Below are 23647 nucleotides of genomic sequence, written 5' to 3' on the forward strand. Positions count from 1 at the left end.
CGCAACGAAGATCTGATCGCGGATGAAAACGTCGAGCGCAAGCGTCAGCGATCAGGGCCAGCGCCACCGCCACCGCTCGAATCAGCCGGGCCTGACAGGCTGAATGCATACAGCGCGCCGTCATAGCCGGGCAACGCGCAGCGCGTGCCCGACATGGCCGGCGTGACGCGAAACGCGCCTTGCGCGTGATATTCCCAGCGGCGGCGGCCGGATGAAACGTCCAGGCAATAGATGCTGCCGCGGTCGCTCGCGCACACGCAGCTGCGGCCTTCGGGGTCGATGCCGACGCCGGTGACACGGCCGTCGGCGGGCGCCATCCAGGTGATCGAGCCGTCTGCCTGGGACAGCGAACACACGTGCTGCGTGCTGGACACGAAGACTTGACCGCGGACCGTTGCAGGATGCACGAGCAGCCAGTTCGCCAGTTTCCTGCGCCACAGCGTCTTGCCGGTCATTGCGTCCAGCGCATGCAGGCACCCGTCGAAACAACCGGCAAAACACGTCGGACCGTCGACGTTGATCCAGCCCTTGACCTGCGCGGGCAATTTGACCTCCCAGCGAACCGAGCCGTCCGCGCGCGACAGGCTCCGCACTACGCCATCGTTGGCCGCGACGATGACATGATCGGGCTCGCACAGGGCGGGGCGAGCATAGCTTTCCGCGGCCGCTGGTGTTGTCCAGATCACGGCACCGTGCGCGAGATCGATTGCCGCCACGTCGCTGCGGCGATTGCCGTGATTCACGGCCACGAAAGCGACGCCGCGTGTCATGTCGATGACCGGCGATGCACCGATGAAAGCGCCGAGGCAGGTGGCCCAGCGTAGTGCGCCGGTGTGCCGGTCGACGCAATAGAAGAAGCCGTCATAGCCGCAGAACAGAATGCTGTCTTCACAATGCAGCAGCGCGGTGCGCACGCCCTTCACGTGCTCGCGGATACGAATGCGCCAGCGCTCGTTCCCCAAGCTGTCCAGTGCGACCACATAACCGGTATCGCTGGCCGCGACGATGCCTGCCTCGTCCATGAATGGCGTGGAATGCGGAGCCGTGTAGTCCCCTTGATTCAATGGACCGAACACGAAAAGCGGCTGAGCCGGCGGCGCCGGCGCTGCCTGCAAGCCGAGATCGGCCAGCGTGAAGAGGCTGCTTCGCGCGACCGTGTGATGCACCCGGCTGCCGAACGCGGGATTGCAGAAGTCCACCACGGCGGCGGCTCCGATCACGGCGGCGTTGAACGGTTGCAGTGCCGACATGACATCAGCGACGGTCTGGCCGCCGTCGAACAGGTCATCCACGATGACGACGCGTGAGTGGCGCGCAGGTTGCATGCCTTCGACCTGACGCCGCCGGCCGTAAGCCTTCGGTTTTCTGCGCACTGAAAAGCCGTTGACGTCGCGTCCTTCCGCGAGCGCTGCATGCAGGATCCCAAGTGTCACCGGTTCGGCGGACAGCGTCATGCCCCCGATGAAGTCGGGATCCAGTTGACGGATCCGATCCCAGAGAAGACGGCCAATCAGAGCGCTGAAAACGGGCCGGTACAGCAGCTCTCTCAGATCGATGCACCAGTCGAGCAGCCTTCCATCACGGGTGAAACTCTCGCTGAACTTGATGCAGTGTCGAAGGATCGCAGCACGCACTTGCTCCAGCGCCAGCTCCAGCGTGCTGTCACCGAGCGAAGGGGGAGCGTGCGAGGAAGTTGCGCATTCGACATCGTCCATGAGGACCCCTCGCACTCATCCAGTACGAATTGATGCCGGCGTGAAGATTCGGGTCGGGATACCCTTTACGCCTGGGTTACGGCTTCTGAAGTATTGGTACACAACCCGTCATTAGTCAACCCGATACGAAGCGTGCATCGGGGGCGCTATCGTCACGGCTTACTCCTCGATCGCATGCACCTTGCCGATGAAATCCAGCTTGCGGACATCGACCCCATTGGCCCGCAAGATGGCATAAGCCATCGCGACGTGGAAGTACACGTTCGGAATCACGATCTGCAACAGGTAGGTCTCGCCCGACAGTTGACCCGGCACCCACGATACCTTCACGATCCGGCTCGCCGCGTCATCGTATTGACTTGCCGTCACGCTCTCGACGAACGCGAGTGTCTTGCGGATGCGTTCGCGTGCTTCGGCAAGCGTCTGTTCGTTGTCTTCATGCCGTGGAGGCTGCTGTCCCGACAGATAAGCGGCGCCGCCCTTGAGATAATCGCAGGCGCTCTGGATCTGATACAGCAATCCCGCCATGTCGGGCGCGAGCCGTGTCGAGAGCAACACGGCGACATCGAACTTCTTCTCGCTTGCGAAGCGTTCGGCTCGGTCGAGATAACTTTCCATCGTCCTGACTGCTTCCGCGCACTGCGCGATAGCCTGTGCATACATTGCGGTTCTCCCGTAACAGAGGGTCGCGACGAGCCTGACCCGCCCACTTCCCCTACAATACCGCGACCCCATTCCTGTGAGCCGATGCGGTGGACCGACTCGAAGCCATGCAGATGCTGGTGACCGCCGTGGACGGAGGCAGTCTCTCGGCGGCGGCACGTGAACTGAAAATTCCCGTCAGCACGCTGACACGCAAGGTCGCCGATCTCGAAGAACTGCTCGGCACCCGGCTGCTGATCCGCACCACGCGCAAGCTCACGCTGACCGACGCCGGCACGGACTATGTCGCCGCCGCCCGCCGCATCCTCGAACTGGTGCGGGAACAGGAGCACGAAGCCACCGGCGAGTTCGCGACCGCACGCGGTGAACTCGTCGTCACGGCGCCCGTGCAACTGGGCCGCCTGCACGTCTTGCCGGTCATCAACCGGTTTCTCGCGCAGTATCCGGATATCACGGTGCGGCTGCTGCTCTCCGACCGCAACGTCGATCTCATCGACGCCCACGCCGACCTCGCGGTGCGCATCGGCGAATTGCCGGACAGCAACATGATCGCGACGCGCATTGGTTCATTGCGGCCGGTGGTGTGCGCGAGTCCGCGTTTTCTGGCCCGCATTGCGCCGCCCGCCGAACCCGACGAACTCGTGAAGCATGCGTGCATCGTCTTCAACAGCCCTTATCTGTCGCCATGGCGCTTTCGGCTGCCGTCGACGGACAAGGTCTACATGCTGGACGTCAAGGCGCGGCTCGAAGTGACGTCGCCGGATGCGGCCGTCAGCGCCGCCGCCGATGACGCGGGCATCACTTTCGTCTTCGAGCACGACGCTGACGAAGCGCTGCGCAGCGGACAACTCGAAGTCCTCCTGCCGCAGTTCGAGATAGAACCCGTGCCGGTGCATCTGGTGCATGTGTCGAGAAACCTGATGGCAATCAAGCTGCGGCATTTCATCGACTTCGCCGCGCCGAAGCTGCGGGAGTCGCTGTCGCGCTTCGGCAAGCAGCAGCGGGGCTGAGCGTCAGCCTTCTTCTTCAGGATCGCCGAGCACGCGCTCATTGCGGTTGTCGATGACTGCCCGCGTCTTTTTCGTCGCGCCGGGACCGGCCGCGAAGCGCACGTCCCGATAACCCAGCGAACATCCGTCCGGCCCGCGCACTTCCAGCGGCTCGACCGGCTTGCCGCTCGCATGTTCGACCAGTGCGATAGGCGGCTTGCCGTTCGGCCGCAGCCATTTGTCGCCCCATTGCATCAGCGCGACGAGCACCGGATACAAGTCCTCGCCCTTTGAAGTCAGGCGGTAGCCGAAGGTATTCGCGCGTTCCGCAACCGGGAAGCGTTCGAGAATCTCCAGTTCGGTCAGGCGTTCGAGCCGGGCCGTCAATACATTCCGGGCGATGCCCAGCCCGCTCTGGAACTCGTCGAAGCGCCGGCTGCCCTGCGTGCACTCGCGCACGATCAGCAGCGTCCACCACTCGCCGACCTCATCGAGGGCGCGCGCGATCGAGCAATCCATTCCGTCGAAGCGTTTTCTATACATGATGCGCACATCCTATCTCAAGTTTCATCACGCAACTTAACCATTCTACGGGGAACAGCTTCCCGGTTTCAGCCCGTACCGTGGGCCGGTTGCCTTGCCTATAGTTGCGTCACGAAACTTTGTGGACAACCAGCCAAGGATAGCCATGGAAAACCAGATTGATCCGGTCGAAGCGGGCGTTGCCGCTCCAGACGTCACAGCGAACCCGAAGCCGCCTTCGGTCAGATGGATCGGCAAGGGCGTGGCGGGCCTGGTGGTCGTCGCGGTGGCTGCGACGGCGTTTCAGCTGCACCGCTCCGGCGCGGCGCCGGTCACGGTGGCGCCGCCGCCCTCGGTGACGATCAGCACGCCGTTGCAGCGCGACATAGAAGGCCGGCTCGGCTTTCTCGGGCAGTTCTCGGCGGTGAATCGGGTCGAACTGCGCGCGCAGGTGGGCGGCACGCTGACGCGCATCCTCTTCAAGGACGGCGAGGTCGTGCATCAGGGCGACCTGCTGTTCGAGATCGATCCTGAACCGTATCAGATCAAGCTCGCGGAGGCGTCCGCCGAACTCGGCGCCGCGAATGCGCGGCTGGCGCTGGCGACCCGCGAACTGGCCCGCGCGCAGGAACTGCAACGCGCGGAAGCGGGCACCGCACAGAACGTCGATCAGAAAGTGGCCGAGCAACGCGCCGCGCAGGCCGCCGTGGACGGCGCGAACGCGCGGGTCCGCGATGCCCGCTTCGATCTGGACCGCTGCCGGATCGTGGCGCCGTTCACGGGGCGCATGGGCACGCATCTCGTCTCGACGGGCAATCTGGTGTCCGGCAGCCGCGCCGGCAGCGGCCCGACGACGCTGCTCGCGACGCTCGTATCACTCGACCCGGTCTATCTGGACTTCGATATCAGCGAGAACGACTACGCGGCGTTCCAGCGGGCGCGCGGCAACCTGCAAGGGCCGCTGTCGGACACCGTGAGCCTCTCGCCCACCGGCGACAGCGGCTTCACGCGCACCGGCAAGCTCGACTTCATCGACAACGCGCTCGACCGTTCGAGCGGCACCATCCATGCACGCGCGACGATCCCGAATCGCGATCTCGCGCTGACGCCCGGTGGTTTCGCGCGGGTCCGGCTGGCGACGACCGCGCCGCAGCCGGCCTTGCTCGTGCCTGATGCCGCCGTGCTCGACGACCAGACCGATCACATGGTGTACGTGGTTGGCGCGGACGACGTGGCGACGCCCAGAAAAGTGCAGGTCGGCGACCTGCGCGGCGGCTTGCGCGTGATCCGTTCCGGGCTGGCGCCGACCGACCGTGTCGTGATCGACGGCATTCCGTCCGTTCACCCCGGTTCGAAGATCAACCCGCGCGCGGGAAGTATCCAGTTCTCGGCCGAGCCGCATGCCGATGGAGCGAAATCATGAAACTGACGCACTTTTTCATCGAGCATCCGCGCTTTGCAGCGGTACTCAATATTTTCGTCGTGCTCGTCGGCCTCGCGACGATGTTCAAGCTGCCGGTCGCGCAGTATCCGAACATCGTGCCCACGACGATTCAGATCACGACCTCGTATCCCGGCGCATCGGCGGATACGATTGCGCGCACGGTCGCCACGCCGCTCGAACAGTCGATCAACGGCGTCGAGAACATGGACTACATCGCGAGCCAGTCGACCAGCAACGGGCAACTGACGATCACGGTGATCTTCAAGGTGGGCACGAACCCGGACACGGCGCTGCTGCTCACGCGCAGCCGCGTGGAGGACACGCTGTCGCGCCTGCCCGCCGACGTGCAATTGCAAGGCGTCCAGGTCAAGAAGACGATCCAGGCGCTGCTGCTCGGGGTCCATGTCTATTCGCCCGATGGTTCGCGCAGCCCGGAGTATCTGTCGAACTACATGCTCAAGGTGCGCGATCAGATTGCGAGACTGCCGGGCGTGTCGGACTTTCAGTTGTTCGGCGAGCGGCAGTACGCGATGCGCATCTGGATCGATCCGGACAAGGCCGCTTCATACCGGATCAGCGCGGGTGAGATTCTTGCCGCGCTGCGTGCGCAGAATGCCGCGGTGTCCGCGGGCGTGCTGAACCAGCCGCCCGTGTCGAACCAGGGCACAGGTGCGTATCAGATCAACGTTGAAGCGCTGGGCCGCCTGAGCACGGCCGAGCAGTTCGGCGATGTGGTGGTGAAGTCGGATGCGCAGGGACGTGTCACGCGGATTCGCGACATCGGCCGGGTCGAGTTGGGTTCGGTGGACTACGGTTCGAAAGCCTATGCCGACCGCTATGCGTCCACGCCGTGGTTCGTGATCGCAACGCCCGATGCGAATGTCGTGCAAGTGGAACACGATGTCTGGGCGAAGATGGCCGAGCTGAAGAAGAGCTTTCCTCCTGGCGTCGACTACATCCGGATCTATGACCCGACGACCTTCGTGTCCCAGTCCATTCACGAAGTGGCGGTGACGATCGGCATAGCCATTTTGCTCGTCGTGGGCGTCGTCTATCTGTTCCTGCAGAACTGGCGCGCCACGCTGATCCCGGTGGTCGCCATTCCGGTGTCGCTCGTGGGCACCTTCACCGTGCTGTCCCTGTTCGGAGCGTCGATCAATAACCTGTCGCTGTTCGGACTGGTGCTGGCGGTGGGCATCGTCGTGGATGATGCCATCGTGGTGGTCGAGAACGTCGAGCGCAACATGGCGCTCGGCATGAACCCGCGCGAAGCCGCGCATCAGACGATGAAGGAAGTATCGACGGCGATCATCGCCATCGCGCTGACGTTGTGCGCGGTGTTCGGACCGACCGCGCTGATGTCGGGCATCTCGGGCCTGTTCTTCAAACAGTTCGCGATCACCATCGCGGCCTCCACGGTCATCTCGTGCTTCGTCTCGCTGACGCTGAGCCCGGCGCTCTGTGCCGTGCTGCTCAAGCCGCACGAGATGGAGAAGACACACGGCGGCGCCACGGCGCTGGGCCGTCTGCATCATGCCGTGTTCGGCCGTTTCAACGCATCGTTCGAATGGCTTTCCTCGAAGTACGGAAAGATGACCAGCCGCGCCGTGCGCGCGACTACCGTGATGCTGGTGGTTTATGCCGGCCTGATCGCGGCAACCGGCCTGCAGATGTCGAGAATGCCGACAGGCTTCATCCCGGAGCAGGACATCGGCTATCAGGCGGTCATTGCCTTCCTGCCGCCGGGCGCGAGTCTCGAACGCACCGACAAGGTGATTCGCGAGATCAACGACATCGTGCTTGATACGCCCGGACTCAAGGGTGTCACGCACACCTCACCGGTATCCGGTTTCGATGTGACGACCGGCACCATCGCGCCGAACGTAGGGACGCTGTTCTACGGTCTGCCTTCGCTGTATGGCAAGCATGTGCCGGGCGTCAATGCCGCCTCGATGCTGGTCGAGTTGCGCAAGCGCGTGGCTGGTGTGAAGGACGCAGTGGTCGTGGTCGTGAACCCGCCGCCGGTGCAGGGCCTGGGCGCGGCGGGCGGCTTCAAGCTGATGCTGGAAGACCGTGGCGGCCTCGGTCCGCAAGCGCTCGCGGAAGCGGCGCATGCACTGGTGGCGGCGGCGAACAAGGACAAGACCTTCGGCGGCGTGTTCACGCTGTTCGATGCAGGCGCGCCTTCGGTCTATGCCGATGTCGACCGTCTCAAGGCACAGAAGATCGGACTGACGCCGACCGACGTGTTCTCGACGATGGAGCTCTATCTCGGCTCGCAGTACGTGAACGACTTCAACTTCATGGGCCGCACGTATCAGGTGCGCGTGCAGGGCGACGAGGCTTTCCGCCGGACGCCGGAAGACATCGGCAGGCTCAAGGTGCGCAACGCCAGTGGCGACATGGTTCCGATCAGCAGCGTGGCCACCTTCCAGCGCGACACGCAGCCGTATCGCGTGCCGCGCTACAACATGTATCCCGCAGCGGAAATCATGGGTGCGGCGGGTCCGGGGCTGTCATCGGGCGATGCCATCGAACGCATGGAACAACTCGCCCAGCAGGTGCTGCCGAACGGCATCACGTATGAATGGACCGACCTCGCTCACCAGCAGAAAGAGCAGACCATGTCGCCGCTGGTGATCTTCGCCGCGTCCGCGCTGTTCGTGTTCCTCGTGCTGGCCGCGCAATACGAAAGCTGGAAGACGCCGCTTGCGATCGTGCTGATCGTGCCGATGTGTCTGCTCGCGGCGGCGATCGGTCTGAACATGCGCGGCATGCCGATCGACATCCTCGCGCAGATCGGCTTCGTCGTGCTCGTGGGGCTCGCGGCGAAGAACGCAATTCTCATCGTCGAGTTCGCGCGGCAACGCCAGGAAGAAGACGGTCTCAATGCGGAAGACGCCGCCACGCAGGCCGCCCGCGTGCGCCTGAGGCCGATCCTGATGACGTCGTTTGCGTTCATCGCCGGAGTGGCGCCGCTCGCCATCGCTCACGGTGCGGGCGCGGAGATGCGCCAGTCGCTCGGGACGACGGTGTTCTTCGGCATGCTCGGCGTCACGCTCTTCGGTCTTGCCTTCACGCCCGCGTTCTATGCCTTCGTGCGCAAGGTGGGCGTACACGACGTGCATGCGCTGTCGCGCAAACTCAGCAGTGGAGAAACGAAATGAACAGCTTCTGGTTGAGAACGTCAAAGGCGATTGCGAGCAGCCTGTTCGTCAGCGCGTTTCTGGCGGCTTGCGCGGTGGGTCCGGATTATGTCGCGCCGGACACGCACATGGAGCCGTTTCATAACGCACAGCGTGTCGCTGAACGGCAGACCACGCTGCCCGCGCCGAGCCTCGACAGCTGGTGGACCGGCTTCAACGATCCGGAGCTCGTCACGGTGGTGCAGCGCGCGCTGGCCCAGAACCTCAGTATCCAGGCCGCGATGGCGCGCGTCGCGCAGTCGCGGGCGGCGGCGCAGGCGGCAGGGGCGCAGTTGCTGCCGACCGTCGATCTGAACGCGTCGTACACGGCGGAGCATCAAAGCGTACAGAGTCCGCTTGGCACGCTTGCCAGCGCATTTCCGAACTACAGCCGCGATCAGAAGCAATATGTCGCGGGCGCTACCGCGAGTTGGGAAATCGATCTCGCGGGCGGTCTGCGACGTGCTCATACGGCCGCCACGGACGAAGAGCAGGCCGCCGAAGCGGCGCAGCTCGGCACCCGCGTCACGGTCGCCGCCGACGCGGCCGACGCCTATCTGCAGATTCGCGGTTTGCAGGCGCAACTGACGGTCACGCAGGATCAGGTGGACACGGATGCACGCTTGCTCGATTTGGTGAAGGCGCGCAGGCAGGCCGGCGCATCCGACGAACGCGAAGTGGCGCAGGCGGAAGCGCTGCTGCGGCAGGCGCGTGCGAGCGTGCCGAGCCTGCGGATTGCGCTCGAAGCGCAATTGAACCGGCTCGATGTGCTGCTGGGCGCGCAGCCCGGCACCTACGCGGCGGAACTCGGCGCGCATGCCGGCGCGATTCCTGATGTCCCGGCCGTCGGCAGCAACGATGCCCCGCTCGACGTGCTGCGGCGCCGTCCCGACATCATCGCGGCCGAGCGGCACCTGGCGGCGTCGAACGAAGGCATTGGCGTCGCGCTCGCCGAGTATTACCCGAAGGTCTCGCTGGCCGGCGCGCTGGGTTTCGACAGCATCTCGGCCGGTCACTTCCTCAGCGCGAAGGCGTTCCAGCCGGTGGGCACGGGCGCGCTGCGCTGGCGTCTGTTCGACTTCGGCAAGGTGGACGCCGAAGTGAAGGGCGCGCGCGGTGCGTATGCGGAAGCGCTGGCGCAGTACCGGGAAGCGGCGCTGAAGGCGACCGAAGACGTCGAGGACGCGTTCATGACGCTCTCGCAAACCGGCCTTCGCGCGCAGGAGGTGCAACAGGAAGTCGATGCCCTGACACGGGCTCGCGATCTCTCGGAGAAGGCGTATCGCGCGGGTTCGATCACGCTCACCGACGTGCTCGACGCCGACCGGCAACTGCTCGTCGCGCGCGACGATCTCGATGCGACACGGGCCGACGTGGCACGCGCCGCCGTGAGGACGTTCCGTGCGCTGGGCGGCGGCTGGGACGCGTCGGGAGAGAAGGTGGCCGCACAGGACTGATTGCCCGCACTTCACCGCTTCATGGGGAACAGCTTCCCACTTCAGGGCGGTAGTGCGGGTCAGTCGACTCTCCTATAGTTTCGTCACGCAACGCAATGCATTCAAAAGCCGCTTCTCCAGGGCTTCACTTCCTTCGGGAGACATCGAAATGGATCGTCGTCTACTTACGCTCGCGCTCGGCATGTTCGCGCTCGGCACGGACAGCTTCGTCTTCGCGGGCATCCTGCCTGAGATTGCCCGTTCGTTTGACGTGAGCATCGGCGGGGCGGGGCAGCTCATCAGCGTCTACGCCCTCAGCTATGCACTGCTGGGACCGACCATCGCCGCACTGGCTGCGAACGTCAGCCGCAAGCGTCTGCTTCTGGGCGGCATTGGCCTCTTCGTCGTGGCCAACCTTGGCACCATCGTCGCGCCGAACCTGGGGCTGGCACTGGCCACGCGGGCGCTGGCGGGGCTCGGCGCGGCGATGTTCTCGCCGACTGCCAGCGGCACCGCCGCAGCACTGGTGCCGCCGGAGCGGCGCGGCCATGCACTGTCGATCATCGTGGCGGGCCTGACCACGGCGACCGCACTCGGCTCGCCCATCGGCGCTGTCATCGGCGGTCTGGCGGGCTGGCACTGGACGATGGTGCTGGTCGCGGCACTCGGTGCAGGCGCATTCGTGGGCATTCTCGCGTTCATGCCCGACGTGCCGCTGCCGCCGGCGATCTCGCTGCGTCAACGACTGTCGCCGCTGACCGATGCGCGCGTCGGACTGACGCTCGCCACCACGGTACTGGCGCAGATCGGCACCTTCATCATCTTCAGCTACTTCGCGGTGGTGTTCGACCGTGCGACCGGCCATAGCCCGCTGGTGCTGGGCGGGCTGCTGGTGTTGTGGGGCCTGGCCGGAACGGTGTCGAACCTGCTGACCGGGCGCGTGCTGGACCGGATCGGCTCGCACAAGGTGGTGGTGATCAAGCTGACGATCGTCGCGCTGGTCATCTTCACGCTGCCGTTCACCAGCGCGCATCTGTGGAGCTCGGCGCTCGCGGTGGTGGTGTGGGGCGCCTGTGCGTGGGGCGTGCTGGTACCGCAGCAATTCCGCCTCGCGAGCCTCAATCCGCCGATGACTGCCGTGCTGGTCGGCCTCAACACGTCGGCGACGTATGTGGGCGTGTCGATTGCCGGCACGCTGGGCGCCGCCGTGATCCCGCTGACGGGAAGCCACAGCCTGGGTTATCTCGCGGCGGTTCCGGTGGTGATCGCGATCCTGGTTTCCGGGCTGGCGACGCGCCGCATCGCATCGTTCGCAGGATCGAAGTGCACGGCGGCGGCCTGAATCCGGCCACCGCTTTCATGCAGGTTCTTTGCATTCAAGATTCAATCAGGTTCTTTGCATTCAACATTCAAAATTCACTTCTGAGGAAACAGTCATGTCCAAGGTAGAGACGTTTCGCAGCCTGCACGGTCAATCGACGCCGCTTCTGTTGCCGAACGCATGGGACGCGGGCAGTGCGCGGCTTATCGAGGCTCAAGGGGCATCGGCGATTGCGACGACCAGCGCGGGATTTGCATGGGCGCTCGGTTATCCCGATGGCCGCATGCTGCCGTTCGATGAAGTCCTCGCGTCCGTTCGACGGATCATGCGCGTGCTTGCCGTGCCGTTGTCGGTGGATGTCGAACACGGCTATTCCGACGATCCGAAGACCGTCGCGGAGCAGGTGCTAAGGCTGGCCGATCTGGGGATCGCCGGCATCAACATCGAAGACGGACCGGACCCGGCGTCGCTGCTGGCCGCGAAGATCGAGGCGATCAAGGCGGCCGTGACGAACGCCGGTCTGGACCTCTTCGTCAACGCACGCAGCGACGTGTTTCTTGCGAGCCTCGTCGAACCGCCGAAGCAGCCGCAGGAGGCGATTGCGCGCGGCGGGCTGTATGCATCGGCGGGTGCGGACGGCCTGTTTGTTCCGGCGCTGACGCGGCCGTCCGACATCGAGACGATTGTCCGGGACATCCGGCTGCCGTTGAACGTGATGGCGCTGCCGGGCCTGCCCGACGCCGCGACGCTCGGAACACTCGGCGTGCGACGGCTCAGCGCGGGCAGCGGTATCGCGCAGGTGGTGCTCGGCAGGACCAAGGCGCTGGCCGTGGACTTCCTTGCACATGGCCGTTCCGAAGCACTCGACGATGCACCGCTGCCGTACGGCGAGATTCAAGGATTGTTCAACTGATGGATCGGTATGGGCGGAACCACGCCCTTCGCGATGTTGTATTCAATAAACCACTCTGGAGAAGGACATGATGATGCTCGAAGGAAAACGCGCTCTGGTGACCGGCGCAAGTCGCGGTATCGGCGCTTCGATTGCCAAGGCATTGGCGGCTGCCGGCGCGGACGTTGCGATCACGTATGAGAAGTCGGCGGAACAGGCCGCACAGGTCGTGCAGGCGATCGAGGCGGAAGGCCGCCGTGGCGTCGCGATCCAGGCGAACAGCGCGGATGCGGCGGCGATCCACGCATCCGTGCAGAAGACGGTCGAGGCGCTGGGTGGGCTCGATATCCTGGTCAATAACGCCGGCATTTTGCGCATGGGCGATGTGAAGGACATTTCGCTCGAGGATATCGACGCCACGCTGAACGTGAACGTGCGCGCGCCGATTCTCGCTGCGAAGGCGGCGATTCCGCACCTGAAGGCGGGTGGCCGCGTGATTTCGATTGGCAGTTACTTCGCGGACCGGGTGCCCGCTTCGTTGCTTGGCGTCTATTCCGCATCCAAGTCCGCGCTCGTGGCATTTACGCAGGGCTTGGCAAGAGAACTCGGCCCGCAGCGGATCACCGCGAATCTCGTGCAGCCCGGCTCCATCAATACGGACATGAACCCGGTGGAAGGTCCGTTCGGACCCACGCTGAAAGCGCTGACGGCCACCGGCGACTACGGCACGGGCGAGGATATCGCGCAGGCCGTGGTGTTTCTGGCAAGCGCGAACGCCGGCTATATCACCGGCGCGACGCTCACGGTGGATGGCGGCGCGAACGCCTGAATACGAGAGGTGTGTTTTGTACGCCGGCCCGCTGTGATGCTGCACGACGGCGGCGCCGGCTTGGACATCGAGACAACTAGGCGACAGCGCTTTCGTCCTCCCGCGCCGGTTTCATGTATGAACTCGCGCAGGCTTTCAACCTGTCGGAAAGTTCGAAAATGGCATCCAGATTCTCCAGATGCACACGGTCCTCTTCCTTCTTGTCGTCGAACACGCCGATAACAAGCCTGCTTTCATTCTTGAACCGCAATCTGCAGATGGGTTTGCGATTGTTATCGTCGAAAAGAATCGCGCAATAGCTTGCCGCGCCGCGTATCGCCACCATCCCTGGCGATATGACAGGCCGCAGGATTGCCCGGATAATCTGGAATGCCTCGACCTCGATGGCAGTCGGCTCGGATGCATCGCCGGGCGCCGTGTCGCTCCCTGTCTGTGGCGCCGATGGAAGCAACGCCGGTTCCGGCGTCATTGCTCCCTTAAGACGACCATTGATCTTGTCAGCCACCAGCTGCTGAAAAGCGTGTTTCGTGATCTGCGTGAACTGATCCTTCACTGTGGTCCTGAAATGCTTGCCTGCCAGGAATTCCGCCGACACGAGCCGGACGAATTCCTCGGGAGGCTCAGCCATCCATTCGCTAAGGGTATTCTTGATTGCACGCGTATATTTGAGGTGGTTTGCCGTGGTCAGGATGTTTTCGAGGTCAAACGCAGCCTTGGCGAACTTCTTCAGTTCATCGACATCCTGATCGCGGAAGTCAACGATATTGAATTCGAAGAACGGCTTCTCGTCCATCTTGTTCGGCTGTTCAAGGTCAGTAAAGAACCGATAGACGAGACCATTCGTCAACACCCCGAATCGCGCTTCCGTGACGTGGAAATAGCGGAAAAGCTGGCTTGCATGATTGATGTTCAGATCGCCGCCGGATTTCTTGCACTCGAACAGCATGATGGGTTTGCCGTCTTTCAGGATCGCATAGTCCACCTTCTCGCCTTTCTTCGTGCCAACATCGGCGATCAGTTCGGGTGTCACCTCGAGAGGATCAAAGACGTTATATCCCAGCAGATGGATGAACGGCATCACCATGGCATTCTTGGTTGCCTCTTCGGTTTGCACCCTATCTTTCGCTGTTGCGATGCGTGCTGCCAAAGTCTTCACTTCATCAATGAAATCCATTTTCTTTTCTTCTCCGTTTTTGTAGGAATCGCTCCCGCGCGAGAGTCCCACGATCCGGCCTTTGTGAACGTCAAAGAATGTCAAGCTTGGTAAGGGCGCAACGAAGCTTCAGAAATCGAATTTTTCTGATTGCGTCACAGCTTGATTGCGGCAGTAGGGCTGTGCGCGGCACGTACCCGTTCAAGCGGCCGGCTAACAGCGCGAGGATTATCCGAAGACGGCACGCCCTGCCAACCTTAGTGAACCCAGGGACAGCGGGATTAACCCAAGGCCCTGGGTTTGTCGATGAATCTTGCTCCAGTGCACCGGCAGAACCTGGTGCACTGCCTTGCTGAGCGACCTACCAGCCGATCGCCACGCCGTCGCTGCGCGGATCGTGGCCGCCTTCGAAGCAGCCGTTCGGGTAGCGGATGATGGCCCCGGCGTGGCCCATGGTTTCATCGTAGGGCAGCAGGACATCGACTTCATGGCCGAGTTGGCGCAGCGGGGCGACGGTTGCATCGCCGAAGCGCGCTTCCAGCTTGAGCGAGTCACTTGCCTGTCCCCATGTGCGCCCGAGCAGCCAGCGCGGCGCGTCGATAGCCGATTGCGGATTCCAGCCATACCGCGCAATACGCGTGAACACCGCGCTCTGCGATTGCGGCTGGCCGTCGCCGCCCATGTTGCCGTAGACCATGACGCGTCCATCGGCGAAGCGCGCGAGTGCGGGATTCAGCGTGTGGAACGGACGCCGGCCCGGCGTCAGCGGATTGAGCGAGGCAGCGTCGAGCGAGAAGCTGCAGCCGCGGTTCTGCCAGTTCACGCCCGTACCCGGCAGGACGATGCCGCTGCCGAACTCGTGATAAATGCTCTGGATGAAGCTCACGGCGACGCCGTCGCCATCGACGACGCCGAGCCATACGGTATCGGCGGGACCGCGTCCGTTGCCCCACGGCGCGGCCTGCGTGAAGGAGATCTGCGCGGCGAGTGCGTCGAGGCGGGCGGGATCGAGCAGGGTCTGCGGATCGACGTCCATGTGATCGGGATCGGTGATGTGCGCATCGCGAATCCGGAAGGCGAGCTTGGTCGCTTCGACGCACGCATGCACGTACTCGGGACCGAGCGGGTCCATGTCATCGCGCAACCCGCGGTCCAGCAGGCAGACGATAAGCAGTGACACGAGGCCTTGTGTCGGCGGCGGCATGTTGTAGACCGTGCCGAGCGAATGCGTGAGCGCGAGCGGAGTCACGAGGCGCGCGCGATGCCGCTCGAAGTCTTCCAGCGCAAGCGGGCTGCCGAGTGCGCCGAGTTCCTGCGCGAGCGTGCGCGCGAGATCGCCGCGATAGAAGTCGTCGAGACCGTTGTGGACGAGCTGCGCGAGCGTCGCGGCCATGCGCGGCTGCGTGAAGCGAGCGCCGGCGCGTGGCGGGGCGCCATCGAGTGCGTCGGGCATGAAGGTTTCGGCGAAGCCGGGCACCTCTTCCAGTTCGCTGCGCTTGGCGGCGACGCAGCGCGCCTGGCTGTCGGTGACGGGCACGCCGTGGGTGGCGTAGGCAATGGCGTCGTCGAGCAGGCGCGAGACCGGCAGGCGGCCGCCGAGCGTGTTCGCGGACCAGTCGAACGCGGCCTGCCAGCCCGATACGGTGCCGGCCATCGTGTTCGCTGCAAGCGCGCCGCGATGCGGAATGCGATCGAACCCGAGCGCGCGATACCGTTCGATGCTGGCGGCCGAGGCGGCGGACCCGCATGCCTCGATGCCGACGGGCGGCTCGCCGGGACGCGAGATCAGCCAGAAGCCGTCCCCGCCGATACCGTTCATGTGCGGATACACCACCGCGATGGTGGCGGCGGCGGAGATCATCGCTTCGACCGCATTGCCGCCTTCGCGCAACACGGCGAGGGCGCTTTGCGTTGCGAGCGAATGCGGCGCGACGACCATGCCGCGTGTGCCGCGCGAGGGGTTGGAGTGCTGGAAGGTCATGAAGGCGCGTTCGGAATGAGCGGAAGGCAGATGCGCGAGCTTATGGCGCGGGTTCGCTCATTGTCGGTGGCCGAAATGATCGCGTCCAATGAATCCGCGGCATGGAGGGATTTCAGCCGCTGTTGCTCGGACACGGTGACGGGCCCTGTCTCCCAGGCACGGCGAATTGAAAGATTCGCTCGGGCGACTGCACTGTCACGCTCAGCGCCTGCTTTCCTGTTTCTTTGAGGTGCCGCTGGTACTCGACTGTCTCGAAGCCATGTGACGGCGCACTTTTGAGCGCGCGCTTACGAGACTGATCCGCTCGTCGCGTGTTTTTTGCGAAACGCGTTCAGCTTTTTATCGGAATTGGTTGCTCAGGTTTTTGTCGTGAAGGAAGCGCGCCTCGTGAGAGCCGTTGGAGGCGTGCCGGTAAATGCAGGAGAAGAACGGCGTCGGCATGCGTGCGTGTGCCCGACTACGACGGCTCACTTATAAGCCATGCGTTGTTCCGGAAAAATGCGGAACCGTTCGTTTTGAAAAAAAGCGGCCTTGTGCGGTGAAAGAACCACTACAGAAGCCGCTATCCGGTTCCAAAAAAAGCGCAGAAGGGAAGACGACCGGCGCGCCGCCGGCCATCGCCGAACGTCCTTACTTCTCGATCTGCTGATTCCAGCGCTGATCCCACTGCGCGCGGTTCGCATTGATGGTGTCCCAGTCCACCACCGTCACCTTCTTCACGAGCGAATTCAGGTCGCCGAGATTCTTCTCCATGTCCGGCGTCATCTTTGCGTGCGAGTTCGTGGGAATCTGCTTGCCGGCTTCGGCCGCCTTCGTCTGCGCGGGCGCCGACAGCAGATACTGCGCAAGCTTCTGCGCAAGCGCCGGATCGGGATTGTTCTTCACGACGCACAGATCGACCAGCAACAGCACCGCGCCTTCCTTGGGCGCGACGTAGGCAACCGGCAGGCCCTTGTCCTTCAGGTCGCCGATGGCGGTCGGCGTGAGCGGAAACAGTCCGGCTTCGCCCGTGGTAATCATCTCGGAGAGCTTCGCGGAATTCGGAATGTATTCGACGACGTTCGGGCCCACCGTCGTCGCCCATTTGCTGAAACCCGGCTCGACGTTCTTCTCGCTTCCGCCGAGCAGACGGTTGATCGCGAGGAAGCCGTGCAGGCCGAAGGTACTGCTGGACGCCGACTGGAACACGACCTTGCCCTTGTACTTCGGATCGGCGAAGTCCATCCACGAAGTCGGCGGCGCCCAGCCCTTTTCCTTGAACAGCTTGGTGTTGTAGCCGATGCCCGTCATGCCGAGCTGCACGCCCGCGCCCATGTCGTCCTTCAGGCGCGCGAACGGATAAAGCTCCTTGAGCACGGGCGCGTCATCGAGCTTCTGGCAGACGCCCATGCTGACCGCGCGCGCCATTACGCCGTCGTCGAGGAACGCAGCGTGGATCTGCGGACTGTTGCGGTTCGCGAGCAGCTTCGCGAGCACGTCCGACGACGTGCCGGGCACCACCACAACCTTGACGTTGTTGGCTTTCTCGAAGTCGGGCAGCACCTGGCTGGTGTAGGCCTTCTCCATCGGTCCGCCGTTCATGCCGATGTAGATCGTCTTGCTTTGCGACCAGGCTGGCGACGTGACGCCGAACGCGACGAGCGCGGCAACGGAGGCGAGTGTGCGGGGCAGGTTCATCGTGATTGTCCTTGTTATGGCGATTGCGTTTGAGGTTAGTGAGCAGCGGAGAGCGGCATCCGGCTGAAGCGTTGTATCGAGAACGCGTCGATCGGCGTGCGGGTCTCGCCTTGCGTGACGAGTTCGGCGAGCACTTCGCCGACGCCGGGCGCAAGCAAGAAGCCTCCGCCCGAAAAACCGAATGCATGCAGCAGACGCGGCGTGGTGCGGCTCAGGCCGATGACCGGATTGCTGTCCGGCGTTTCGCCTTCCACGCCGCTCCAGGTGCGGATCAACAGCGCATCGCGCAGCGCGGGCAGAAGGGCGCAGGCATCGCGCATCACGGCGCGAGTGGTGGCGGTGGAGGGCTGGGCATACTCGCCGTCGCCATGACCGCGGCCGCCACCGATCACGCAATTGCCGCGCTCCACCTGCCGCGCATACACGCCGCCGCCCACCACGCCGAGACTGTGGCCAATAAAGCGCGGCAGCGGCTCGGTGACCCACATGTTCGGATAGATGGGCTTCATCGGCACGGTCTCGCCGAAGCTGCCCGCGATGCGGTTGGCCCACGCGCCCGCGCTGTTGACGAGCCAGTCCGAGCTGATGCGGCGGTCGCCCGCGCGCATCTGGAAGCGCGTGCCGTCGAAGACGATATCCGTGAGCTCGGTCTGCTCGCGCACGTCGACGCCTGCACGACGTGCCGCATGCGCGAAGCCCGGCGAGACGAGACGCGGATTCGCATGACCATCGCTCGGACAGAGCGACCCGCCGATCGCCGCCGCGCCCAGCCACGGGTAGCGCTTGCGAAACGCCGCGCCGCGCAGCACCTGCGATTCGACGCCGTGCTCGCGCGCCATCGCCGACCATTGGTCGAGCACATCGAGATCGGCTTCGCGGCGCGCGAGCCGCAGATGACCCGACACCACCAGCTCACCGTCGATGCCGATCAGCTCGGGCAAGCGGGCATAGACGCGTCGCGCGCGCACCGCGAGCGGCATCTGCTCGGGACTGCGGCCTTGCGTGCGCACGCCGCCATAGTTCACGCCGCTCGCCTGCGCGCCACAGAAGCGTCGTTCGATCAGCGCGACCCGCAGGCCTTGCAATGCCAGCGCCAGCGCCGTGGATGACCCCACGAGGCCGCCGCCCGCGATGACGACATCGTAGTGACGTGCATCACTCATCGTGGGCCTCTTCGGGCTGGACCTGCACGCCGTCGTCGTAGAGCATCGGCGTGATGGGAATGGGTTTGATGGGCGCCTGGCTGCGCAGTCTGCCCACTTCGGAAGCCTGTTTGCCGGTTTCAGCGGCGAGCAGCGCAATGGCCGCCTCGCCGCACATGCGCCCCTGGCAGCGGCCCATGCCGATGCGCGTAAGCGCCTTCAGCCGGTTCACTTCGGTAGCGAGGCCGCTGCGCACGCACGCGCGCAGCGTGCCCGCAGTGACTTCCTCGCAGCGGCAGATCACGAGATCATCGGGCCAGGTTTGCGCGGCATGATCGGGCGGTGCGAACGCCTGCTCGATACCGACGCGAAACGCGCCGATGCGCGCGAGTTGCTGTTCGAGCCGCGCGGCATCGGGCTGGCCATGACGATGCATCATGATGCCGAGGTCTTCGATCAGCGCGAGCGCCGCACGTTGGCCCGCGAGTTCGGCGGCGTCCGCCCCGGCGATGCCTGCGCCGTCGCCCGCGAGATACACGTTGCGCACCGAACTGCGGCCGGCCGCATCGCGTTCCGGAATCCAGCAGCGATTGAGCGCATCGAAACGGAAGCGGCAACCGGCGAGATCGGCGAGTTGAGTCTCCGGACGCAGACCGAAACTGATGCCGACTGCATCGCAGTCCAGCGTGCGCGCCTCGCCGCGAGGTGTGCGCCACCGTATCGCACGCACCGCGTCTTCGCCTTCGATGGCATCGAGCGTCACGCCGCGCTCGATGCGCACGCCGCGCGCCTGCAACCATGCAACGTAATAGAGTCCCTTCGCGAAGGTCGCGGGCTGGCTCAGCATGCGCGGCGCAGCGGCGGCCTGCCGTGCGAGCGGACTGGTGTCGAGCACCGCGGCGATCCGTGCGCCGGCCTTCACGTATTGATAGGCGACGAGATAGAGCAACGGCCCCGTCCCCGCCAGCACGATGCGCGCGCCGATCGCACAACCCTGCGACTTCAGCGCGACCTGCGCGCCGCCGAGCGTGTAGACGCCCGCGAGGGTCCAGCCGGGGAGCGGCATGACGCGATCGGTCGCGCCGCTCGCGATGATCAGATGCGTGTACGGCACGCTGGCTTCGCGACCCGCGTGGAGCGTGTCCAGCCGGTTCGCTTCGCATGACCAGACCAGTGTGCCAGGACGATAGTCGATCTCGGGCAGCAGCGCGGCAAACGCGCGATGGACGGCATCGGCCTTGCGCGCCTCGAAGCCATAGAGCGTGGACTTCGCGCGCGTGAAGCCCGCGTCCGCCGGCGGCTGGCGATAAATCTGTCCGCCCCAGCGCGGATTTTCATCGATAACCACGGGTCGCACACCGGCGCCCACCAGCGTCTGCGCCGCGCGAATCCCCGCTGGGCCCGCGCCGACGATCACCACACGGCGCTCGTCGCTCATTGCGCATCCTCCGGGTTCAAGGTGCGTTGCGCCTGCGTGACGATACGCATGCCCGCCTCGATGCGTGTGGAGCATGCGCGCATGCGGGTGCCGTCCTCGCCGCGCACCCAGCAGTCCTGACACGCGCCGATCAGGCAGAAGCCCGCACGCGGCGCGCCGCTGAATTCGCTGTGGCGCACGTGACGTTGCTGCACAAGAATTGCGGTCAGCAGCGTATCGCCCGCGAGGGCTTGTGCTGGCATGCCGTCGAGAATGAAGGGAACGGGCGCGCGTCCGCTTTCCGCGAGTCGGACGAATTGCGGGGCGCAACGGGACGTCGGGGTAGTCATGAGATGTCGTTCAGTGCTGGCCGATCAGGATGCGGTTGAGCCCATACACGCGATCGAGGATCAGCATGGCCCCGGCGGTGATGAAGATCACCAGCGCGGACACGGAGGCCATCATGGGATCGATCGATTCGGTCGCGTACATGTACATGCGCACCGGCAACGTGATGGTCTGGGGCGAGGTGACGAAGACGGACATGGTCAGCTCGTCGAAGCTGTTGATGAACGCCAGCAGCCAGCCGCCCGTGATGCCGGGCAGGATCATCGGCCAGGTGACGCGACGGAAGGTGGTCCACGCGCCCGCGCCCAGTGACGCCGCCGCATGCTCGACGCTGCGGTCCATGCCGCTCACCGAAGCCAGCACGAGCCGCATGACGAACGGCGTGATGACGATCATGTGCGCGAGGATCAGCCACGCGAACGAACCGGTTGCGCCGATCATCGCGAAGAAACGCAGCATGGCGATGCCGAGCACGAGGCCGGGAATCACGAGCGGAGAAAGCAACAGTGCGTTCAGGAAATTTCTGCCCGGAAAGCGCGCGCGGCCAATTGCGAGTCCGGCCGGCAATGCGATCACCAGCGAAAGCGTGGCCGATGCAAAAGCGAGCTTGACGCTGTTGAAAAAAGCCGAAATGAAATCCGGATAATCGAGGATCGCGCGGAACCAGCGCAGCGACAGCGCATGCGTGGGCAGCGTGAGCGTCTCTTCGGGCGTGAACGCGACGAGCACGACGACGGCGAGCGGCGCGAGCACGAAAAGAATGACGAGGGTGTGGAACGCCAGGGCGATGGGACCGTTTTTACGCATGATGATTCGTCTCGCTCAGCCCATGCTGCGCGCATAGCGCCGCTCGAGCACACGGTAATAAGTGAGCATCACGACCAGATTGGCGATCAGCAGCAGCACCGCGATGGTCGCGCCGAGCGGCCAGTTCATCGAACTGAGGAACTGGTCGTAGACGGTGGTCGCGGCAACCTTCAGTCGCCGTCCGCCCAGCAGGCCTGGAATCGCGAACGCGCTTGCCGAGAGGCCGAACACCATCAGGCTGCCCGACAAGATGCCCGGCACCAGTTGCGGCAACACGATGCGTCGCAGGGTGACGGCGGGCGAGGCCATCAGCGAGAGCGCAGCGTTCTCGGTTTGCGGATCGATCCGTTGCAGCGCGGTCCAGACCGGAATCACCATGAACGGCAGCATCACGTGCACGAGCGCGATGACGATGGCGAAGGTCGTGTAGAGCAGCTTGTATGGCCCCATGCCGAACACGCCGAGCAACTGGTTCACCAGACCGTTCACGTTGAGCAGCATGCTCCAGCCGAAGGCGCGCACGACCACTGAAACGAGCAGCGGCGCGAGGATCACCAGCAGGAAGAGGGAGCGCCAGGGATCGCCCATGCGCGACAGGATGTAGGCCTCGGGCGTGCCGATCGCGATGCACAGCACCGTCACGAGCGCGGCGATGCCGAAGGTGCGCAGGAAGATCGTATGGAAGTACGACGAGCCGAGCACCTCGGCGTAGTTATGGAGATCGAATGCCGCGACCGGGCCGAGCGACGGATCGAATCGATAGAACGTCAGCGCGAGCGTCATGCCAAGCGGCACGATGACCAGCACGCAGAACAGCAGCAGGGCGGGCGCGCTCATCAGCCACAGGGGCAGGTAGGCGTGCCAGGGCGCACGTCGCGTGGTCTGCGAGTCGGGCGTCGCGGCTGGGTTCGAGGAGCGCAGCGTGCTATCCACGGGCAGCCTCCTGCTGGATGAAGCGAATCGATTCCGTGTTCCAGTCGATGCCGACCTGCGCGCCTTCCTCGAGCGGGTCGTCCCCATGGTTCTGGCAGCACACGAGCATTTCGCCGGCGCGACTGTCGAGACGGTAGAGCCACTGGCTGCCAAGGAAGAAGCGGCTGGTCACGCGGCCCGGCAATCGTCCGCTGCCTGCCGCGCCGAGCCGAAGTTTTTCCGGACGGATGCAGACCGTTACCGCGGCGCCGACGCCGATGCCGCGCTCGCGTTCCGGTAATTGCGAGGTCGTGCCGGATTCCGCGAGGTCGTGACCGAGATCGATGCGGATGGCATCGCCATCGCGCGCGACGATCTTTCCATGCAGCATGTTCGCCTTGCCGATGAACTGCGACACGAAGCTCGTCTCGGGGCGCTCATAGGCGCGATAGGGCGAATCCACCTGCGTGATGCGGCCCGCTTCCATCACCACCACCCGATCGCTGATGGACAAGGCCTCGGACTGGTCGTGCGTGACCATGATGGTCGTCGTGCCGATCTTGCGCTGGATGCCGCGCAGTTCGAACTGCATGTCCTCGCGCAGCTTGGCGTCGAGGTTCGACATGGGTTCGTCGAGCAGCAGCACCGGCGGCGCGATGACGATGGCGCGCGCAATCGCCACACGCTGACGCTGGCCACCGGACAGTTCGCGGGGAAAGCGGTGCGTGAAGGCATCGAGCCGCACGAGCGAAAGCGCTTCTTTCACGCGATCACGGCGCTCGGTACGGTCGATACCGCGCATCTCCAGGCCGAAGCTGACGTTCTGTTCGACGCTCATGTGCGGGAACAGCGCATAACTCTGGAACACGATGCCGAGACCGCGCCGGTTCGGCCGCATGTGGGTGATGTCGCGGCCATCGAGCATGATGCGTCCGCGCGTGGCCTCGATGAAGCCGGCGATCATTTGCAGCGTCGTGGTCTTGCCGCAGCCCGACGGTCCGAGCAGCGAAACGAATTCGCCTTTCTCGACCGACAGGTTGACGTCGGCGACGGCGTTCAGATCGCCGAACGACTTCGACAGATCCGTCAAGGTGAGAAACGACACGGCGAGCCCCTTCGGTGTGCCTGCGCGGCGACATCCGTTTGATTGCGATGGAGCGACTCTAGCCAACCAAATTTCGCCCGGTCAATTTAAAATTCCATCCATCGATCGA

General features: G+C 64.4%; 20 protein-coding genes. 8 read left to right on the plus strand and 12 right to left on the minus strand.

Annotation, left to right across the window (positions count from 1 at the left end; translation table 11 throughout):
* Positions 1-44 precede the first annotated feature (44 nt).
* Complete coding sequence (locus QCE88_RS26275) at positions 45-1715, minus strand: PQQ-binding-like beta-propeller repeat protein (RefSeq protein ID WP_309907804.1); 1671 nt, start codon at positions 1713-1715, stop codon at positions 45-47.
* A 159-nt stretch (positions 1716-1874) separates the two neighbouring features.
* Positions 1875-2378, minus strand: coding sequence for a DUF1993 domain-containing protein (locus QCE88_RS26280; protein ID WP_309907805.1), 504 nt, complete (start codon positions 2376-2378; stop codon positions 1875-1877).
* An 89-nt stretch (positions 2379-2467) separates the two neighbouring features.
* Here QCE88_RS26280 and QCE88_RS26285 point away from each other — a divergent pair, with 89 nt between their 5' ends.
* The gene (locus QCE88_RS26285) at positions 2468-3388 is read left to right on the plus strand and encodes a LysR family transcriptional regulator (RefSeq protein ID WP_309907806.1); all 921 of its coding nucleotides are present in this window, start codon (positions 2468-2470) and stop codon (positions 3386-3388) included.
* A 3-nt stretch (positions 3389-3391) separates the two neighbouring features.
* On the opposite strand, the gene QCE88_RS26290 is transcribed toward QCE88_RS26285, so the two are convergent.
* The gene (locus tag QCE88_RS26290) at positions 3392-3910 is read right to left on the minus strand and encodes a helix-turn-helix domain-containing protein (protein ID WP_309907807.1); all 519 of its coding nucleotides are present in this window, start codon (positions 3908-3910) and stop codon (positions 3392-3394) included.
* A gap of 145 nt (positions 3911-4055) precedes the next feature.
* On the opposite strand from QCE88_RS26290, the gene QCE88_RS26295 reads away from it, so the two are divergent.
* From QCE88_RS26295 to QCE88_RS26320, 6 genes are all read left to right on the plus strand, one after another.
* The gene (locus QCE88_RS26295; RefSeq protein ID WP_309907808.1) at positions 4056-5312 is read left to right on the plus strand and encodes an efflux RND transporter periplasmic adaptor subunit; all 1257 of its coding nucleotides are present in this window, start codon (positions 4056-4058) and stop codon (positions 5310-5312) included.
* Entirely contained in the window at positions 5309-8500 is a 3192-nt protein-coding gene (locus QCE88_RS26300) for an efflux RND transporter permease subunit (protein WP_309907809.1), read from the plus strand. The genes QCE88_RS26295 and QCE88_RS26300 overlap by 4 nt, the downstream gene beginning before the upstream one ends.
* Positions 8497-9975 (plus strand): efflux transporter outer membrane subunit, encoded by a 1479-nt coding sequence (locus tag QCE88_RS26305; RefSeq protein ID WP_309907810.1) that lies wholly within the window; start codon positions 8497-8499, stop codon positions 9973-9975. The genes QCE88_RS26300 and QCE88_RS26305 overlap by 4 nt, the downstream gene beginning before the upstream one ends.
* 148 nt (positions 9976-10123) lie before the next feature.
* Positions 10124-11296, plus strand: a complete 1173-nt coding sequence (locus tag QCE88_RS26310; protein ID WP_309907811.1) for an MFS transporter — start codon at positions 10124-10126, stop codon at positions 11294-11296.
* A 94-nt stretch (positions 11297-11390) separates the two neighbouring features.
* Positions 11391-12188 (plus strand): isocitrate lyase/phosphoenolpyruvate mutase family protein, encoded by a 798-nt coding sequence (locus tag QCE88_RS26315; protein WP_309907812.1) that lies wholly within the window; start codon positions 11391-11393, stop codon positions 12186-12188.
* 67 nt (positions 12189-12255) lie between these two features.
* A complete protein-coding gene (locus QCE88_RS26320; RefSeq protein WP_409018223.1) occupies positions 12256-12996 on the plus strand; it encodes an SDR family oxidoreductase in 741 nt (246 codons plus the stop codon).
* A 76-nt stretch (positions 12997-13072) separates the two neighbouring features.
* On the opposite strand, the gene QCE88_RS26325 is transcribed toward QCE88_RS26320, so the two are convergent.
* Together QCE88_RS26325 and QCE88_RS26330 are read right to left on the minus strand one after the other, a co-directional pair.
* Positions 13073-14170, minus strand: a complete 1098-nt coding sequence (locus QCE88_RS26325; RefSeq protein WP_309907813.1) for a type I restriction endonuclease — start codon at positions 14168-14170, stop codon at positions 13073-13075.
* 340 nt (positions 14171-14510) lie between these two features.
* On the minus strand, positions 14511-16130 hold the full coding sequence (locus QCE88_RS26330; RefSeq protein WP_309907814.1) for a gamma-glutamyltransferase family protein: 1620 nt from the start codon (positions 16128-16130) through the stop codon (positions 14511-14513).
* Positions 16131-16545: 415 nt separating this feature from the next.
* On the opposite strand from QCE88_RS26330, the gene QCE88_RS26335 reads away from it, so the two are divergent.
* Positions 16546-16779 (plus strand): hypothetical protein, encoded by a 234-nt coding sequence (locus QCE88_RS26335; protein ID WP_309907815.1) that lies wholly within the window; start codon positions 16546-16548, stop codon positions 16777-16779.
* Here the strand turns inward: QCE88_RS26335 and QCE88_RS26340 are convergent.
* Genes QCE88_RS26340 through QCE88_RS26370 form a run of 7 tightly spaced genes read right to left on the minus strand, consistent with a single transcriptional unit; the run spans position 16761 to position 23538 of the window.
* A complete protein-coding gene (locus tag QCE88_RS26340) occupies positions 16761-17807 on the minus strand; it encodes an ABC transporter substrate-binding protein (protein ID WP_309907816.1) in 1047 nt (348 codons plus the stop codon). The genes QCE88_RS26335 and QCE88_RS26340 overlap by 19 nt on opposite strands.
* 35 nt (positions 17808-17842) lie before the next feature.
* Positions 17843-18970: an FAD-binding oxidoreductase gene (locus QCE88_RS26345; RefSeq protein WP_309907817.1), complete on the minus strand. Its 1128-nt coding sequence runs from the start codon at positions 18968-18970 to the stop codon at positions 17843-17845.
* Positions 18963-20387, minus strand: coding sequence for an FAD/NAD(P)-binding oxidoreductase (locus tag QCE88_RS26350; protein ID WP_309907818.1), 1425 nt, complete (start codon positions 20385-20387; stop codon positions 18963-18965). The genes QCE88_RS26345 and QCE88_RS26350 overlap by 8 nt, the downstream gene beginning before the upstream one ends.
* Complete coding sequence (locus QCE88_RS26355) at positions 20384-20716, minus strand: (2Fe-2S)-binding protein (protein WP_309907819.1); 333 nt, start codon at positions 20714-20716, stop codon at positions 20384-20386. Before QCE88_RS26355 ends, QCE88_RS26350 begins: the two co-directional genes overlap by 4 nt.
* Before the next feature lie 10 nt (positions 20717-20726).
* Positions 20727-21521, minus strand: coding sequence for an ABC transporter permease (locus tag QCE88_RS26360; RefSeq protein WP_309907820.1), 795 nt, complete (start codon positions 21519-21521; stop codon positions 20727-20729).
* Between the two features lie 15 nt (positions 21522-21536).
* Positions 21537-22454, minus strand: a complete 918-nt coding sequence (locus tag QCE88_RS26365) for an ABC transporter permease (RefSeq protein ID WP_309907821.1) — start codon at positions 22452-22454, stop codon at positions 21537-21539.
* The gene (locus QCE88_RS26370) at positions 22447-23538 is read right to left on the minus strand and encodes an ABC transporter ATP-binding protein (RefSeq protein ID WP_309907822.1); all 1092 of its coding nucleotides are present in this window, start codon (positions 23536-23538) and stop codon (positions 22447-22449) included. Before QCE88_RS26370 ends, QCE88_RS26365 begins: the two co-directional genes overlap by 8 nt.
* Positions 23539-23647 lie beyond the last annotated feature (109 nt).

This window comes from Caballeronia sp. LZ035 (genome assembly GCF_031451175.1).
GTDB lineage: Bacteria > Pseudomonadota > Gammaproteobacteria > Burkholderiales > Burkholderiaceae > Caballeronia.

Excerpts from the sequence above, each read along its gene's own strand:
- QCE88_RS26275 (WP_309907804.1), bottom strand. The coding sequence starts at position 1,715 with ATGGACGATGTCGAATGCGCAACTTCCTCGCACGCTCCCCCTTCGCTC.
- QCE88_RS26280 (WP_309907805.1), bottom strand. The coding sequence starts at position 2,378 with ATGTATGCACAGGCTATCGCGCAGTGCGCGGAAGCAGTCAGGACGATG.
- QCE88_RS26290 (WP_309907807.1), bottom strand. The coding sequence starts at position 3,910 with ATGTATAGAAAACGCTTCGACGGAATGGATTGCTCGATCGCGCGCGCC.
- QCE88_RS26295 (WP_309907808.1), top strand. The coding sequence starts at position 4,056 with ATGGAAAACCAGATTGATCCGGTCGAAGCGGGCGTTGCCGCTCCAGAC.
- QCE88_RS26300 (WP_309907809.1), top strand. The coding sequence starts at position 5,309 with ATGAAACTGACGCACTTTTTCATCGAGCATCCGCGCTTTGCAGCGGTA.
- QCE88_RS26305 (WP_309907810.1), top strand. The coding sequence starts at position 8,497 with ATGAACAGCTTCTGGTTGAGAACGTCAAAGGCGATTGCGAGCAGCCTG.
- QCE88_RS26310 (WP_309907811.1), top strand. The coding sequence starts at position 10,124 with ATGGATCGTCGTCTACTTACGCTCGCGCTCGGCATGTTCGCGCTCGGC.
- QCE88_RS26315 (WP_309907812.1), top strand. The coding sequence starts at position 11,391 with ATGTCCAAGGTAGAGACGTTTCGCAGCCTGCACGGTCAATCGACGCCG.
- QCE88_RS26320 (WP_409018223.1), top strand. The coding sequence starts at position 12,256 with ATGATGATGCTCGAAGGAAAACGCGCTCTGGTGACCGGCGCAAGTCGC.
- QCE88_RS26325 (WP_309907813.1), bottom strand. The coding sequence starts at position 14,170 with ATGGATTTCATTGATGAAGTGAAGACTTTGGCAGCACGCATCGCAACA.
- QCE88_RS26330 (WP_309907814.1), bottom strand. The coding sequence starts at position 16,130 with ATGACCTTCCAGCACTCCAACCCCTCGCGCGGCACACGCGGCATGGTC.
- QCE88_RS26335 (WP_309907815.1), top strand. The coding sequence starts at position 16,546 with ATGCAGGAGAAGAACGGCGTCGGCATGCGTGCGTGTGCCCGACTACGA.
- QCE88_RS26340 (WP_309907816.1), bottom strand. The coding sequence starts at position 17,807 with ATGAACCTGCCCCGCACACTCGCCTCCGTTGCCGCGCTCGTCGCGTTC.
- QCE88_RS26345 (WP_309907817.1), bottom strand. The coding sequence starts at position 18,970 with ATGAGTGATGCACGTCACTACGATGTCGTCATCGCGGGCGGCGGCCTC.
- QCE88_RS26350 (WP_309907818.1), bottom strand. The coding sequence starts at position 20,387 with ATGAGCGACGAGCGCCGTGTGGTGATCGTCGGCGCGGGCCCAGCGGGG.
- QCE88_RS26355 (WP_309907819.1), bottom strand. The coding sequence starts at position 20,716 with ATGACTACCCCGACGTCCCGTTGCGCCCCGCAATTCGTCCGACTCGCG.
- QCE88_RS26360 (WP_309907820.1), bottom strand. The coding sequence starts at position 21,521 with ATGCGTAAAAACGGTCCCATCGCCCTGGCGTTCCACACCCTCGTCATT.